Raw genomic sequence first — 14,408 nt, forward strand, 5'->3', positions numbered from 1 at the left:
GTTAGATCGCGTCCTCCCCCTGCCACAGGATGATGCCCATCACGACGATGCCGATGATGGCGGCGGTCACGAACGCGATGGCCGCCGACGTCCCCTCACGCGTGTTGAACGTCGCGACGACCATGCAAGACAGCGACGGCACGACGGCACAACTCGAGACGGTGTCGATGATACCGTACACGCGCATCGCCTGCACGGAGCGGAAAAGCACCGCGACGCCGATAGTCGGCAGGATGAGCGGGAGCGTGATGAGTTTGAACTGCTGCCACTTCGTGGCGCCGGCGACTTTCGCGACGTCGTAGAGGCCACGGTCGATGCTCTGGAGGCCCGCCAGTATCAGCAGGGCCATGAACGCCGACGTCTTCCAGATGTCCGCGACGATGATGATAAACGTCGCACTGGCCGTGTCGTTCAGCGTGTTGGTGGGCGCCAGCAGGCCGAGGTCGGCAAGCGGCGGCGTCGCGAATCCGACGTTCGAGTTGAACATCAGGAAGAAGATCATCCCCTGAATGACGATCGGCACCGCCCACGGGATGATGATAGCCGCACGAACCCACCGCCGACCGTAGAAGTCCTGGTCGAGGATGAGCGCCTGTCCGAGGCCGATGAGGGTCTCGAACAGGACGCTCACGACGGCGAAGATTATCGTGATGACCAGCGCGCTGTTGAGCAGGCTCGTGAACTCGAAACTGCTCGGCAGGAACGTGGTCCCACCCGGGAGGTACCGGTTTTTCTCCCCGGTAAACAGCCCGATGTAGTTGTCGATACCGACGAACTTGATGCTGGTCAGGTCAGTCGAGACGGCGAATAGTGACAGTTCGAACGTCCGTAACAGTGGATAGAGGGCGACGACACCCAGCAACACGAACACAGGTACCAACAACAGGTACGCGTACTGCGTATCGCTCAGGTTCTCCATCCACCGCATCAGGTTGACGAGTGCCCCCGAGCGTTGTGACTCCCTCCCTGTTTCTGTGCTCATTCGTGTATCTCCCTCCTGGTTGGGGTCCGCTCCATAGTCAATAATAGCTTAGGTTTATTGTAAAACTAGGCCGCAGACGTTACGAGGATTCGGTGGCCTGCAGGTCCTTCTCGAGAGTCTGCATCGCGCTCTTCGAGGACGCCTCCTGTCCGACGGCACGGTTCGCCTGTTGTGCGATCTTACTCGACTGGTCGCTCCAGACGGCGGTCACCGGGCGCGGCATCGTGTTGTTCCCTGCGACCTGCAGGGTGTCCATGTAGCGGCCGACGACGGGCACGTTCTGGGCCTCGTCGGAGTTGAACAGTTCGGGGCGCGGCGGCAGCCAGCCCTGGATGGACAGCAGCTTGAGCTGGAAGTCCGGCTGCATCGCGGCGCGGATGACCTCGGTCACGGCGTCATCCTTGCCGCTGTTCGGGTTGACCGTCATGTGCCAGCCACCGAGTGCGGCCGTCGTGCCGCCGGTGCCGGGCTGTGCGGCATCGCTCTCGGACACGGCGTACGGGATGGGCATCGCGCCGAGGTTCTCGCCGAGCGCGGGGTCGTCGGTCTCCTCCGGGTTCCGGCCGGTGAGCGCGAGCGAGTAGGGCCAGTTGCGGTGGAAGACCGCGTTGCCTTCGGCGAACGGCGCCCGGGAGGGTTCCTCGTTCCAGCCGAGGATGTTGGTCGGCGTGAAGCCGCCGCCGTAGCTGCTGAACTGCCCGCCGAAGTCCTCGTCGTGGACGAACTTCCGCATCATGTTCAGCGCGTCGACGACTTCGGGGCGGTTGACCGTGACCGGTCGATCGCCGACTGGTCCGAAGAGGTTGTCGCGGCCGCCGAAGTAGGCGCCGCCCCACGAGGACATGACCTCGTTGAACGTACAGCAGGAGGTCCCCTCGTAGATGTCCCACTGGGTCGTAAAGCCAAAGTCCGTATCGGAGTTGTCGTAGACGTCGGCGGCGATGTTCGACCACTTCTCCCACGTCATCGGTTCGGTGGCCCAGTTATCGGACTCGGGGTTGTAGCCGGCTTCCTCGACGAGGTCCTTGCGGTACTGCATCGTCGGGAAGTCCGGGAACACCGGGACCCCGTAGAGGTCCCCGCTGCTGGGGTCACGTGCGGTGTCGGTGAACGCGGTGAAGTAGTTCTCGGAGACGTCCGAGAGGAGGTCCTCCGGGAGCGACTCCGAGAGGCTCTGGAGCTGACCGCGCTGGATGAAGATGTTCGTCCACCCGTTGTCCATCAGGAACATGTCCGGTTCCGTCTCGCCGGCGCTCAGGAGCCGGTTGTAGTTCGCCCGGGCCTGTCCAGTGTCCTGGTTGCGCGGGACGAACTCGATCTCGATGTTCTCGGGGAGCCCGTTCTCGTGGAGGGCGTCCTTGATAGCCGGGCCGTTGTTCTGGACTGCGACCGGATCGAAGCCCCACTTGACCGTGGTGGTATCGCCGCCGCCACCGCCGTCGCTCCCGTCGCCGGTCGAGCCACCGTCGCCACCATCGCCACCGACGAAGTCTGCACACCCCGCGATACCTGCTGCGACACCCGTCGCACCTGCTGCCCGAACGAACCGTCGCCGGGAAACGCTTGATGAGCTGTCGCCGTCTCTCGTGCCATTGTCCGACATGTCTATTCTGTGGTTGCCGGCGCACCACTTAAAGGTTATCCATAATTAACCACAGGTGTAGTTAATCGCCTGTGAGATGGCCGTCAAACACAAACGTTCCTGACAGTTTTGATGCGTAGTGAACGCCACCAATGTAAACGTTCGGTAATGCCAAACAATGATTTGTGATTCTAGCGAGATCAAACGCGTAAACTGAGGTACTATTTATTCGGCGCCGGTTCGACCGATAGGGAGCCACTACTCGAACTCGACGCTCTCGACGGTAATCTCGTCGATCTCGATTTGCTCGAGGACGGCACCCCACCCCCCGATATCGTACGTCTCGCCGTCGACGTCCAGCGTGGCGCTGATTCGTCCAGCGAGTTGGGCCAACGGGACTGGCTCCGTCTGTCCGAGGGAACTCCCGGTGTAGTCGACGTCGGTGATATAGCCGGTCAACTCCACCTCGGCTTTCGTGTCCGTTTCGTGTCCGCGTACTGTCGCTTTGATAGACGCCCCTTCCTGTAAGAGTGGGTCGATGTCTCGGACGGCGTGCCGGAGGTCGACGTAGGTCGTCGGCGTCTCGGGAGTCCGCTCGGTGTGGAGGGTGTCCCAGATCTCCCAGAGGCAGGTGAGGAAAAACCAGTGGAAGAGGTAGGTGTGGGACCGGTCGTTCACGAGGACGCCGTACTCGTTGACCGAGTGTCTGTGGGGTGCGAAACAGGTCCACGTGCGGTCGACGAGAACGAGGAATGGTGACGGGATGTCACGGTGTCGCGCCTCCGTACACGCACCCGCTATGTCGGCCACGTCTGGGATCTCGTCGTCGGGTTCGGTACAGATACTCAGTTTGATGTTGACGCCGCGCTCGTAGGCGTCTCGCAGTTCGGGTCGGAGTTCGTAGAACTGCGCCGGAGCCACGCCCAGTTGTATCTGGTTCTCCGCCGCCCCGATGAGTTCGCGGGCGCGGTTGAGGACCGTATCGAACCGCTTGACGATACTGACCTCGTGGTCGGATATTTCGGGTTGGTTCCAGCGGTCCTCTATGGTCTCCGCGGCGTCGAGGTACTTGTTCGACCGAGAGCGGAGGTCTTCGAGTACGCCGTCGGGGTTGCGGGCACGAGCGGAGAGGCTGTCCTGCTGGAACGTCTCGATGTAGTCTTTCGACTCGAGGTCACGGAGGACGTCGTAGATTCGGGGGTCCGGCACGTCACACGACTCCGCGACGTCCGTCGCCGAGGCCGTCCCGAGTTCGAGTAAGGTCACGTACGCCTCGGCCTGATAGGGGGAGAGCCCGGCGTCCTCCAGTATCGATGTCAGTTCTTCGTCGTCCATGGGTGTATAGCGCGTCTGTGTTCGGGTAGGGTGTCCATCGGAATGCTCTCAGTCCTTGCCTTCCACAGGCCATTGAGGGTACTTCGGCCCTTCGATACGAGCGAGTTCGTCCGCAGCGAGGTCGATATCGACCGCGGAGACGTTCTCCTCGAGGTGGTCCATTTTCCGAGGACCGATTATCGGGGCGTCGACGACGTCCTTGTGCAGAAGCCAAGCCAGACTGACCTGTGCGGGCGTCGCGTCCTTCTCGTCGGCGATAGCCCGTATCTCGTCTAACACCGCCCAGTTCTCCTCGGTGAACCGGTTGGCGGTGTACTCGTCCTCGCTCGCGCGCCCGGACGTCGGCGCGCTGTCGCGGTCGTACTTGTCCGCGAGGAACCCACCGGCAAGCGGCGACCACGGGACGACGCCGACGCCTTCCTCGGCACACACCGGCAGGAGATTCGCCTCCTCGTGTCTGTCGACGGCGTTGTACTCCGGTTGCATACAGACGAACCGCTCGTAGTCCTCGATGTCTGCCGTGTACAGCGCTTTCTGGAACTGCCAGTTGGCCATCGTGCTCGCGCCGATGTACCGGACGTACCCCTCGTCGACGAGATAACTGAGTGCGTCGAGTGTCTCTTCTATCGGGGTGTCGTCGTCCCAACGGTGTATCTGATAGAGGTCGATGTAGTCGACGCCCAGTCGGTCCATGCTCTCGTGACACTGGTCGATGACGTGCTTCTTCGAGAGGCCGCCGCCGTTCGGGCCGTCGAACATATCGAAGTACACCTTCGTCGCCAGAACGAGTTCCGACCGTCGGCGGGAGTCGACGACGCTCCCGACGATCTCCTCGCTCTCGCCCGCGGAGTAAGCGTTGGCCGTGTCGACGAAGTTGATACCGAGGTCGAGTGCCCGTTCGAGTATCGCTCGACTCCGGTCGACGTCGTCGAGCATCCACGGTTCACTGCTGCCGAAGTTCATCGTCCCGAGACAGAGTTCGGAGACCTCCAGTCCCGTCGAACCCAGCGTCGTGTACGACATCTCCGCGTCGCTCATGTGATCATCTAACAACACCTGTTGTTAAAAAGTTTAGTGGGTAGTACCAAGCCTATCCGCCTGAAGAGAAGGCTAATACAGTGGGGCCGATAGGGTTCTGGTGATGGCCGAACTGGACTCGCTCCGCGAACCTGACTACACCGGGTCGAACAGATGCTGGCCGTGTACGCTCGTAAACGTGCTCCTCCTCGCGCTCTTCGTCCTCTGGTTGCGCGTCCGGAACCGGCGGCTGATGGGTCTCACCGTCGCGACGCTGGGTGTCGCGGGGATATACCTCCGCGGGTACGTCGTCCCGTACACGCCGCAGTTCGCCCCCCGACTCGTCGCCGCCTCGCCCCTCCCGAACGACCTGTTCTACGACGCCGGCGTCGACACACCCGAGGCGGAGCGACCGTCGCTGACCGAGACTGACCTCGACGGGGAGACGGTGCTGTCGGAACTCGCGACGGCCGGCGTCGTCGAGTCCGACGGCGAGATACTGCTGTTGACCGACGCCGCCGACGCGGCGTGGCACGAGGAGATGGATCGCCTGTCGGCCCTGTCGCTGTCGGCCCTCGCGGCGGAGACGCGCCGGACCCTTGCTACCGTCTCCGAGGCGGACACCTTCACCGACGGGGCCGAGTGGGTCGTCCTCGGCGGCGAACTGGTCGGTCGGCCCGTCGTCGTCGCCGAACTGGCCGCGTACCGCGTCCTCGACGAGTACGTCGACGACGAGTCCGTTCGACTGGCCGGGGCACAGTCGTTCCGGATGTTCCTCGACGAGTGTCCGATGTGTGAGACCGCGCTGGTAGAGTCCTCGGAAGTCTCCTGCTGTGGCGGCTACACGAAACCGAACCAATCGCCCGACGAGACGCTCGTCTGTCCGGAGTGCGAGCAACGGCTCTTTACGTTCCCGAGTGAGTGAGCGGTCGAAAATCGGCGGGAGCGTCCCGCCTGCGCGTCGACTGGTGACAACCATGCTCGCCGGTCTGACAACCGGGTTGGTGGGTGGTGGTCGGCCGGGCGTGCGACGGTGGTGGGAAGTGAGCGCGTCGTGGTGCGATGGCGACCACGGTCGCCCTCTGTGGTGCCGTCTGCGCCGTTCGGCCACGAACGACGGGTACGACCCAGCCACTACACTCTAACAACGACTGTTGTAAAAACATTTCGGCGGGCAAATCGGCCGAGAGCATTGCCTATTAAGTCGTGCCACTCGGAGTGTCCTGTATGAAGAACATCGACGACCTCGTCGACAGCGCCGCCGACCTTGCCGAGCGCGGCCTGTCGAAAGGCGAAATCGCCGACGAACTGAACGTCTCCCGGGAGACCGCCAGTTGGTTGGTCGAGCGTAGCGGGACCGGGACGACGCCAACGAGCACGACGGCGAGCGGTCCCCACGACATCCACGTCGACTGGTCGGCCGTCGGCCGCGACAGCAACCGACTCCACCACGTCGGGTGTGCGATGGCCGACCTGCTCTCGAAGCAGGGCGACGACGTGGATCTGACCATCGGCATCGAGAAGGCGGGCGCGCCGCTGGCGACGACGGTGGCCCGAGAACTCGACACCGACCTCGGCACGTACGCCCCGACCAAACACCAGTGGGACGACGACGACAGCGGCACCAGCGACGGGACGTTCTCCCGGAACTTCGCGCAGATTCGCGGTCGAGACTGCTACGTCGTCGACGACACGATAACGAGCGGCAACACGATGACCGAGACGGTCGACGCGATTCGCGAACAGGGCGGCAACCCCGTCGCCTGCGTCGTCCTCGCGGATAAGCGCGGTATCGAAGACATCCGCGGCGTTCCGGTCTACTCGCTCCTGCAGGTCATCCGCGTAGGCAGCGACGACGAGGCAGCAGAAGAGTAGCCGGTCAGCCGAGGTCGTAGATTCGCGCCTCGTAGGGCCGGAGCGTCGTCTCGTCTGCCGTCTGTCCGTCGTAGTTGCCAAACAGTACCGGGCTGTCGACGCCGTCGATACCCGCGACGTCCCGCTTTTCGGCCTGCCAGTTCAGTACCACCAGTACCGAGTCTTCGCCCAGCGTCCGCCGGTGGGCCCAGACGTTCGGGTACTCGTCGTCGGGCAGGACGTACGCCGTGTCGCCGTAGACGAGGACGTCCGACTCGGATCTGTGGTCGAGGAGTCGCCGGTAGTAGTGAAAGATCGAGTCCGGGTCGGCCATCGCTCGCTCGACGTTGACGCGGTCGTAGTCGCCGTTGACCTGAATCCACGGGTCGCCGTCGGTGAACCCGGCGTTCTCGGCGTCGTCCCACTGCATCGGGGTGCGGGCGTTGTCACGCGAGCGGTTCCGGACGAACGGTGCGATCGTCTCGTAGGGCACGTCGTATTCGTCGGTCAGGATGTCGACCTGCCCGCGGGCCTCGACGTCCCGGATGTCGTCTCTGTCCCAGTCGGTGTTGGTCATCCCGATCTCGTCACCCTGATAGAGAAACGGGGTCGCTCGCTGGGTCAGCAGGAAGGTGGCGACGAGCGTCGCCGACTCGCGGTGGTACTCGTGGTCGTCGCCGAACCGAGAGACGGCCCGGGTCTGGTCGTGACTACCCATGTAGAGGCAGTTCCACTCGTCGCCGACGCCCTCGTCCCAGTGGCGGATGGCCTCCTGTAGGTCCGCGAGGGCCATCGTGTTCAGCATCTCGTCGAGTTCCTCGTCGCTGGCGCTCGCGAGCGCCTCCACACCCACGTAGTCGGGGCTCCACTTCCCGCCCGGGCCGTAGGTGACGTCCATGTGGTCGAAGTAGACCACCACGTCGACGCCGTCCTCGTAGTACTGCTTTGCCTCCTCTGGGTCGGCACCGGGCGTCTCGCCGATGAGCATGACGTCGTAGTTCCCGTACGTCTCGGCGGCCATCTCCCGCATGAACTCGTGGATTCGCGGCCCGTTGAAGTACAGGTCCATGTCGAACCAGTCCGCGCCGGTGTCGGCGTCCGGCAGGCCGTGCGGTTTCGAGATGCAGGAGATGGCGTCCATCCGGAAGCCGTCGATGCCCTTCTCCAACCAGAAGGTCATCATGTCGTAGATAGCCTCGCGGACGTCGGGGTTCTCCCAGTTGAGGTCCGGTTGCTTCTCGTCGAAGAGGTGGAGATACCACGCCTCGCGTCGCTCGTCGTACGTCCACGCCGGGCCGCCGAACAGCGAAATCCAGTTGTTCGGCGGTTCGTCCGGGCCGCCGTCGCGCCAGATGTACCAGTCGTCCTTCCCGCCATCGGGGTCACGGGACTCGACGAACCACGCGTGCTCGTCGGAGGTGTGGTTGACGACGAGGTCCATCACGAGTTTCATGTCCCGGTCGTGGACGTCGTCGAGGAGGCCTTCCCAGTCGGCCATCGTCCCCATCTCGTCCATGATCGAGCGATAGTCACGGATGTCGTAGCCCATGTCGGCGTTCGGAGAGTCATAGACCGGACAGAGCCACACCACGTCGACGCCCAGTTCGTCGAAGTAGTCGGCGCGCTCTCGAATCCCCGGTATGTCACCGAGACCGTCGCCGTCGCTGTCGTTGAAGCTACGGGGGTAAACCTGATAGACGGACGCCTCTTTCCACCACGCGCGGTCGACGTCAGTACTCATCGCCGGAGAGGGTGTGATTGTGTATCATGTGCCGTGTCCGTACTGATAGTGGAGTGGCGCCCCGAAAAAACTGCGCTCAGTCGAGTCGATAGATCCGCGCCTCGTACGGCGCGAGCGAGACGGTGTCTGGGGCGTCGTCCGCGCGGTCGTAGTTCGACAGGAGGAGCGTCGCCTCGTCGTACTCGACGGGCAGTTCGACGGTCGGTCGCTCGTCGAAGAAGTTGAGCACGACGAGGACCTGCTCGGTGTCGCCGTTCTCGGTCATCGTGCGCGTGTACGCGTAAACGGACTCGTGATCGGGCAGCAGGTCGTCGTACGCCCCGTAGACGAGGACGTCCTTGCGCTCGCGCAGGTCGACGAGGTCACGGTAGTAGTTCAACACGGAGTCGTCGTCGGCCTCTGCCGCTTCGACGTTCACCTCGTCGTGGTTCGGGTTGACCTGAATCCACGGGTCGCCGTCGGTGAACCCGGCGTTCTCGGCGTCGTCCCACTGCATCGGGGTGCGGGCGTTGTCACGCGAGCGGTAGGCGACGACGTCTTGTACGTCCTCGTAGCTCTCGTGGCCCGCTGATTCGATGAGTTCCCGTGCGTGGTTGATCGCATCGACGTCGCGCATCTCGTCCATCGACTCCCACGGGGCGTTGGTCATGCCGAGTTCCTGCCCCTGATAGATGTAGGGCGTTCCACAGAGCGTGAGCATGAAGGTACCGAGCAGTTTCGCGGATTCACGGCGGTAGTTGACCGGGTCGCCGTAGCGGGAGACGACGCGTGGCTGGTCGTGGTTCTCCCAGTACAGGGCGTTCCACCCCTCGTCTTGCAGGCCGTTCTGCCAGCGGCCGATTATCTCCTTGAGTTCGGTCAGGTCCCACTCGCCGACGGCCCAGCGCTCGTCGCCGTCGTAGTCGAGTTTCGTGTGCTGGAAGTGAAATGCCATGTCGAGTGGCCCGTCGGCGTCGGCGTACTCTCTGGCCTCCTCGACGGTCAACTGGGGCATCTCGCCGACGGTCATGATGTCGTAGTTCGAGAGGACTTGCTCGTCCATCGCCGCCAGATACTCGGTCATCTCCGGGCCGTCGATGAAGTGCTCGGAGCCGACCCACTCGCTGTCGGGGTCGCCGTCCGGTAGTCCGTCGACCTTCGAGAGGAGGTTGATGACGTCCATCCGGAAGCCGTCGATGCCCTTCTCCAGCCACCACTCGATGGTGTCGAAGACGTCCTGTCGGACGTCCTCGTTCGACCAGTCGAGGTCTGGCTGGGAGGTGTCGTAGAGGTGGAGGTAGTACGCCTCGCGTTCCTCGTCGTACTCCCACGCAGACCCGCCGAAAAAGGACTCCCAGTTGTTCGGCAGGTCGTCTCCGTCACCCTCGCGCCAGATGTAGTACTCCTCGTACTCCGGGTTGCCCTGCCGGGACTCGACGAACCACTCGTGGTCTCTGGAAGTGTGGTTGACGACGAGGTCCATGATGAGCTTCATGTCCCGGTCGTGGACCTCCTCCAGCAACGTCTCCCAGTCCTCCATCGTCCCGAACTCCTCGTAGATGGCCTGATAGTCGCTGATGTCGTAGCCGTTGTCCTCCTGCGGAGAGTCGTAGACGGGGTTGAGCCAGATGACGTCGACGCCGAGCGACGCGACGTAGTCGAGTCGGTCGACCAAGCCCTGCAGGTCGCCGACGCCGTCGCCGTCGCTGTCGTTGAAGCTTCGCGGGTACACCTGGTAGACGACCGCTTCTTTCCACCAGGCTCGTTCGTCGTCCGATACGGTGTCGTCGGGTTGTGTCCGTTGGATAGCCATGATTCAGGTAAGGGAGTGAACGCGTGCCTCGTAGGGCCGCAACGTCAGGTTTGCGTCGGTCACGGTCGGGGCGTCGTCGTAGTTCGCGACGAGGAGGTCGCTGGTCCGGGCCGCATCGTCTATTGTTACGCTCGTCTCGGTGGCAGAGAAGTTCAGCGTGACGAGGACGGCCTCGCCGTCGAGTTCCATCCGGTAGGCCCAGACGGACTCGTGATCGGGGAGGTGGAGGGTGTACTCACCGTAGACGAACACCTCGTTGTCCTCGCGAAGGTCGACGAGGTCGCGGTAGTAGTTGAGGATAGAGTCGTCGTCGGCCTCGGCGGCGGCGACGTTGATGGCCTCGTAGTTGGGGTTGACCGAGAGCCACGGGTCGCCGTCGGTGAACCCGGCGTTCTCGGAGTCGTCCCACTGCATCGGGGTGCGGGCGTTGTCACGCGAACGGTCCCGGACGATGTCTGCGACCTCCTCGAACTCGTCTATCTCGCCGGCCTCGATGGCCTCCTCGACCTTGCCGATGGACTGGAGGTCGTCGAGTTCGTCGAGACTGCGCCACGGGTAGTTGGTCATCCCTATCTCCTGGCCCTGATAGACGTAGGGCGTCCCGGAGAGGGTAAACAGCAACGTCCCGAGGAGTTTGCCGGACTCGCGGCGGTACTCGCCGTCGTCGGCGAACCGCGAGACGATGCGCGGTTGGTCGTGGTTGGTGAGGTACAGCGAGTTCCAGCCGTCCAGTTCGGTCTGCCAGTGGGACATGACGGCTTTCAGGTCGGTGAGGTCCCACTCCGCCGGCGAGAGCCACTTCTCGCCCATGTCGACGTGCATGTGTTCGAAGTGAAACACCATGTCCATCGGCCCCTCCTCGGAGACGTAGTCGCTGGCCGTCTCGACGTCGATGTCGACGCACTCGCCGACGGTCATCGTGTCGTAGTCGTCGTAGGTCGCTTCGGCCATCTCTTCGAGGTACTCCTGGGCGTTCGGCCCGTCGGCGAAGTGTTCGATGCCGACCCAGTCCTGCGAGGGGTCGCCGTCCGGTAGCCCCTCCGGCTTCGAGATGAGGTTGATGACGTCCATCCGGAAGCCGTCGATTCCCTTCTCCAGCCACCAGTTCATCATCTCGTAGACGTCCGCCCGGACGGCCTCGACGTCCCAGTCGAGGTCGGCCTGCGTCTCGTCGAACAGGTGGAGGTACTGCATCCCGACCTCCTCGTCGAACTCCCAGGCTGACCCGCCGAACCCGCTCTTCCAGTTGTTCGGCGGCGTCTCGCCCTCGCGCCAGAAGTAGTACTCGCGGTACCCGTCCTCGTCTCGCCGGGACTGCTCGAACCACTCGTGCTCCGTCGAGGTGTGGTTGACCACGAGGTCCATGATGAGCTTCATGTCCCGGTCGTGGACCTCCTCCAGCAACGTCTCCCAGTCGGCCATGGTGCCGTACTCTTCGTGGATGGCCCGGTAGTCACTGATGTCGTAGCCGTTGTCTGCCTGTGGGGATTCGTAGACGGGGTTGAGCCAGATGACGTCGACGCCGAGCGATGCGACGTGGTCTAACTTATCGATGATCCCTTGCAGGTCACCGACGCCGTCGCCGTCGCTATCGTTGAAACTCCGCGGATAGATCTGGTAGACGACCGCCTCTTTCCACCACGTGCGCCGCTCGTCCATAGTACCACAGGCTAGTCTAATCCGACACTTAAATCTATGCTTTGTACAACAACGGGTGTTGTAAACAGTTTCTCCGTCCGTGGCTTCTGGCCCGAATAGCCCCGCTACAGCGGACAGAGGGCCGCTCGTACGGTTACCGTTCGAGGACGCCGTGTCGCTCCAGTTCGAGGTCGTCGTCGACCGCCTCGACCGTGACCGACGGCCAGTCGCCGGTCGTCGAGAGCGTCTCCACGCCGGCACCGGTGACGAGGTGGGTATCTTCGCTCTTTGCCCCCTGTACCGTCGGGTTCCACGCGTAGGCCTGCGGCAGGACGACGGGCGCTTCGCTTTCCGGCGTCGCTATCCACTCCCGTCCGGCGAACCCCGCGGCACCGCCCTGATGGTGGTTCCGCCACTCGCCGTCCCACCCGACGGCGTCGTACGCCGTCTGGAGCGCCGCGAAGACGTCACCCGCCGTGCCGCCGGCGGACCCGACGGCCCGTGTCGCGGCCAGTGCCGTCGCCTCGACGCGCATCGCCGCTCGCGTCCGGTCTTCGAGCCACTCCGGCGGGTCGAACGCGACTGTCCGGGTACAACTCGTGTACAGGCCGTCGCGTTCTGCCGTCACCGAGAGCAGGGCGTAGGACCCCAGTTCCTCGTCTTTCGGCGTGTAGTGTCGGTACCGCTGGGCGCGCTCCCCACCGCCGACGAGGGCGACCGGCGAGTCGATGTTTCGAGCAGCGAGTTCGCCGCGCAACTCTGCGGCGACCGCTTGTTCCGTGTCCGTCGCGGTAATCTCGCGCGCGACAGATTCGACCGCTTCGGCGGTCTCTTCGCTCAGGTCCCGGTACAGGTCGGTCTGTGCGTCGGTCAGCGGTTGCCGCAGCGCTGTCGCGGCCACGCGTTCGAACCCCGGAACGTCGAAGTCGGCGGCTGCCGGCGTCGGACTCACGGACGCGACTGTGTCGGCGAGGCCACCGTCGTACCACTGGAACGTCTCCACGTCGACGTCGTCGTCGAGTTCCTCGTCGCTAAGCCGCGGCGCTTCGATGTTGTCTGTCACCACGGTCACGCCGTCGCCGTCGTACCCTGCGGCCGCGACGCCGACGTCGCCCGCTCTATCGACGACGTTGTCGCCGCCGGTGAGCCAGGCGAAACTGTTCGGTCGTGCGAACCACACGGCTTCGAGTCCTTCGTCGGCCAGGTACGCGTCGAGACGTGAGTGCTCGGACATACCGCTCCAACCGAAGGCGGAGAGTAAAAATGGATGGGGCCACCTGCGAGCGAAGCGTCAGGCCGACCGCCGTCCGTGCCTCGTCGTGGCCGGGTCAGGCCACGTCGACCCACTCGCCGCTGGCGTCGCTCCGTTCGACGGCGTCCAGTACTCGCTGGACCGCCAGTCCGTCGGCGAAACTGGGCTCGTAGGCGACGTCCTCGGCGACCGCCGAGAGGAACTCGTAGTTCTCGTGGACGAACGTGTGTTCCCACCCGATGACGTGGCCCGGCGGCCACCAGTGTTCGACGTATGGGTCCTCGGCCTCGGTCATCAGGATGGTCTCGAAGCCGCGCCCGTCCTCGCGCAACAGTTCCAGTTCGTTCAGCCGTTCGAGCGAGAACCGCAGGCTCCCCTTCGTCCCCTCTATCTCTATCGTGTGGTCGTTCTTGTGGCCGTTGGCAAATCGCGAGGCTTCCAGCGTCCCCATCACGCCGTCCTCGAAGGCGACCTGTGCCGAGTACGCGTCGTCGACCGTGACCGGGCGCGTCTCGCTCCCGTCTCCGACGGGACGCTCCTCTACGAACGTCCGCAGGTGCCCGCTGACGCGCTCTACGTCGCCGACGAGGAACCGTGCCAAATCGATAGTGTGCGCGCCCAAATCACCGAGCGCACCGCTGCCGGCCAACTCTTCGTCGTTGCGCCACGACCACGGCGCTTCCGGGTCGGTCAGCCAGTCCTGTAGGTACCGCCCGCGGAAGTGCCGAATCTCGCCTAACTCCCCTGCGTCGATGAGGTTCTTCGCGTACTGGATGGCCGGGATGAACCGGTAGTTGAACGCGACACCCGCCGGTACGTCCGCGCCCGCGGCGGCCGCTGCCATCGACTCCGCACCGTCTAACGTCGGCGCGAGCGGCTTCTCGCAGAAGACCGGCGTGCCGGCCTCCAGCGCCGCGATGGACGGTTCGGCGTGGACGTGATTCGGCCCCAGATTGTAGAACACGTCCACGTCGTCTATCACCTCGCGCCAGTCGGTCGCCGTCCGCGCGAACCCGAGGCTATCTGCGGCGTCTTCGAGCGCTTCTTGGTCGCGCCCGACCAACACGTCACGGTTGAGTTCCGGCGCGTCCTCGAAGAACATGGGGAGGCGCGCGAACGCGTTCGCGTGCGCCTTGCCCATGAAGCGATACCCCAGTACGCCGATGTCGAGTGGTTCTGTGCTCATGCGCACACCTCATCTGTACCGCGAGCGAA

Annotated in this window: 11 protein-coding genes; 2 read left to right on the forward strand and 9 right to left on the reverse strand. The window is 63.8% G+C overall.

Annotation, left to right across the window (positions count from 1 at the left end):
- Window position 1 precedes the first annotated feature (1 nt).
- From NDI85_RS02490 to NDI85_RS02505, 4 genes are all read right to left on the reverse strand, one after another.
- The gene (locus NDI85_RS02490) at window positions 2-982 is read right to left on the reverse strand and encodes a carbohydrate ABC transporter permease (protein WP_188994949.1); all 981 of its coding nucleotides are present in this window, start codon (window positions 980-982) and stop codon (window positions 2-4) included.
- A gap of 79 nt (window positions 983-1,061) precedes the next feature.
- A complete protein-coding gene (locus NDI85_RS02495; RefSeq protein WP_310914804.1) occupies window positions 1,062-2,585 on the reverse strand; it encodes an extracellular solute-binding protein in 1,524 nt (507 codons plus the stop codon).
- A 237-nt stretch (window positions 2,586-2,822) separates the two neighbouring features.
- Window positions 2,823-3,899: a TrmB family transcriptional regulator gene (locus NDI85_RS02500; protein ID WP_188994945.1), complete on the reverse strand. Its 1,077-nt coding sequence runs from the start codon at window positions 3,897-3,899 to the stop codon at window positions 2,823-2,825.
- A 48-nt stretch (window positions 3,900-3,947) separates the two neighbouring features.
- Entirely contained in the window at window positions 3,948-4,937 is a 990-nt protein-coding gene (locus NDI85_RS02505) for an aldo/keto reductase (protein WP_310914805.1), read from the reverse strand.
- Window positions 4,938-5,040: 103 nt separating this feature from the next.
- Here NDI85_RS02505 and NDI85_RS02510 point away from each other — a divergent pair, with 103 nt between their 5' ends.
- Window positions 5,041-5,841 (forward strand): hypothetical protein, encoded by an 801-nt coding sequence (locus tag NDI85_RS02510; RefSeq protein WP_310914806.1) that lies wholly within the window; start codon window positions 5,041-5,043, stop codon window positions 5,839-5,841.
- Between the two features lie 302 nt (window positions 5,842-6,143).
- On the forward strand, window positions 6,144-6,791 hold the full coding sequence (gene gfcR / locus NDI85_RS02515) for a transcriptional regulator GfcR (RefSeq protein WP_188994939.1): 648 nt from the start codon (window positions 6,144-6,146) through the stop codon (window positions 6,789-6,791).
- Between the two features lie 4 nt (window positions 6,792-6,795).
- Here gfcR and NDI85_RS02520 read toward each other — a convergent pair whose 3' ends face one another.
- The 5 genes from NDI85_RS02520 to NDI85_RS02540 all read right to left on the reverse strand — a co-directional run bounded on the left by NDI85_RS02520 (window position 6,796) and on the right by NDI85_RS02540 (window position 14,379).
- Entirely contained in the window at window positions 6,796-8,511 is a 1,716-nt protein-coding gene (locus tag NDI85_RS02520; protein WP_310914807.1) for an alpha-glucosidase, read from the reverse strand.
- A gap of 76 nt (window positions 8,512-8,587) precedes the next feature.
- Window positions 8,588-10,303, reverse strand: coding sequence for an alpha-glucosidase (locus NDI85_RS02525; protein ID WP_310914808.1), 1,716 nt, complete (start codon window positions 10,301-10,303; stop codon window positions 8,588-8,590).
- Window positions 10,304-10,306: 3 nt separating this feature from the next.
- A complete protein-coding gene (locus NDI85_RS02530; protein ID WP_188994933.1) occupies window positions 10,307-11,962 on the reverse strand; it encodes an alpha-glucosidase in 1,656 nt (551 codons plus the stop codon).
- 133 nt (window positions 11,963-12,095) lie between these two features.
- On the reverse strand, window positions 12,096-13,175 hold the full coding sequence (locus NDI85_RS02535) for a Xaa-Pro peptidase family protein (protein ID WP_188994931.1): 1,080 nt from the start codon (window positions 13,173-13,175) through the stop codon (window positions 12,096-12,098).
- 94 nt (window positions 13,176-13,269) lie between these two features.
- Window positions 13,270-14,379, reverse strand: coding sequence for a Gfo/Idh/MocA family oxidoreductase (locus tag NDI85_RS02540; RefSeq protein WP_310914809.1), 1,110 nt, complete (start codon window positions 14,377-14,379; stop codon window positions 13,270-13,272).
- Window positions 14,380-14,408 lie beyond the last annotated feature (29 nt).

Source organism: Haloarcula sp. S1AR25-4 (genome assembly GCF_031624555.1).
GTDB lineage: Archaea > Halobacteriota > Halobacteria > Halobacteriales > Haloarculaceae > Haloarcula > Haloarcula pellucida.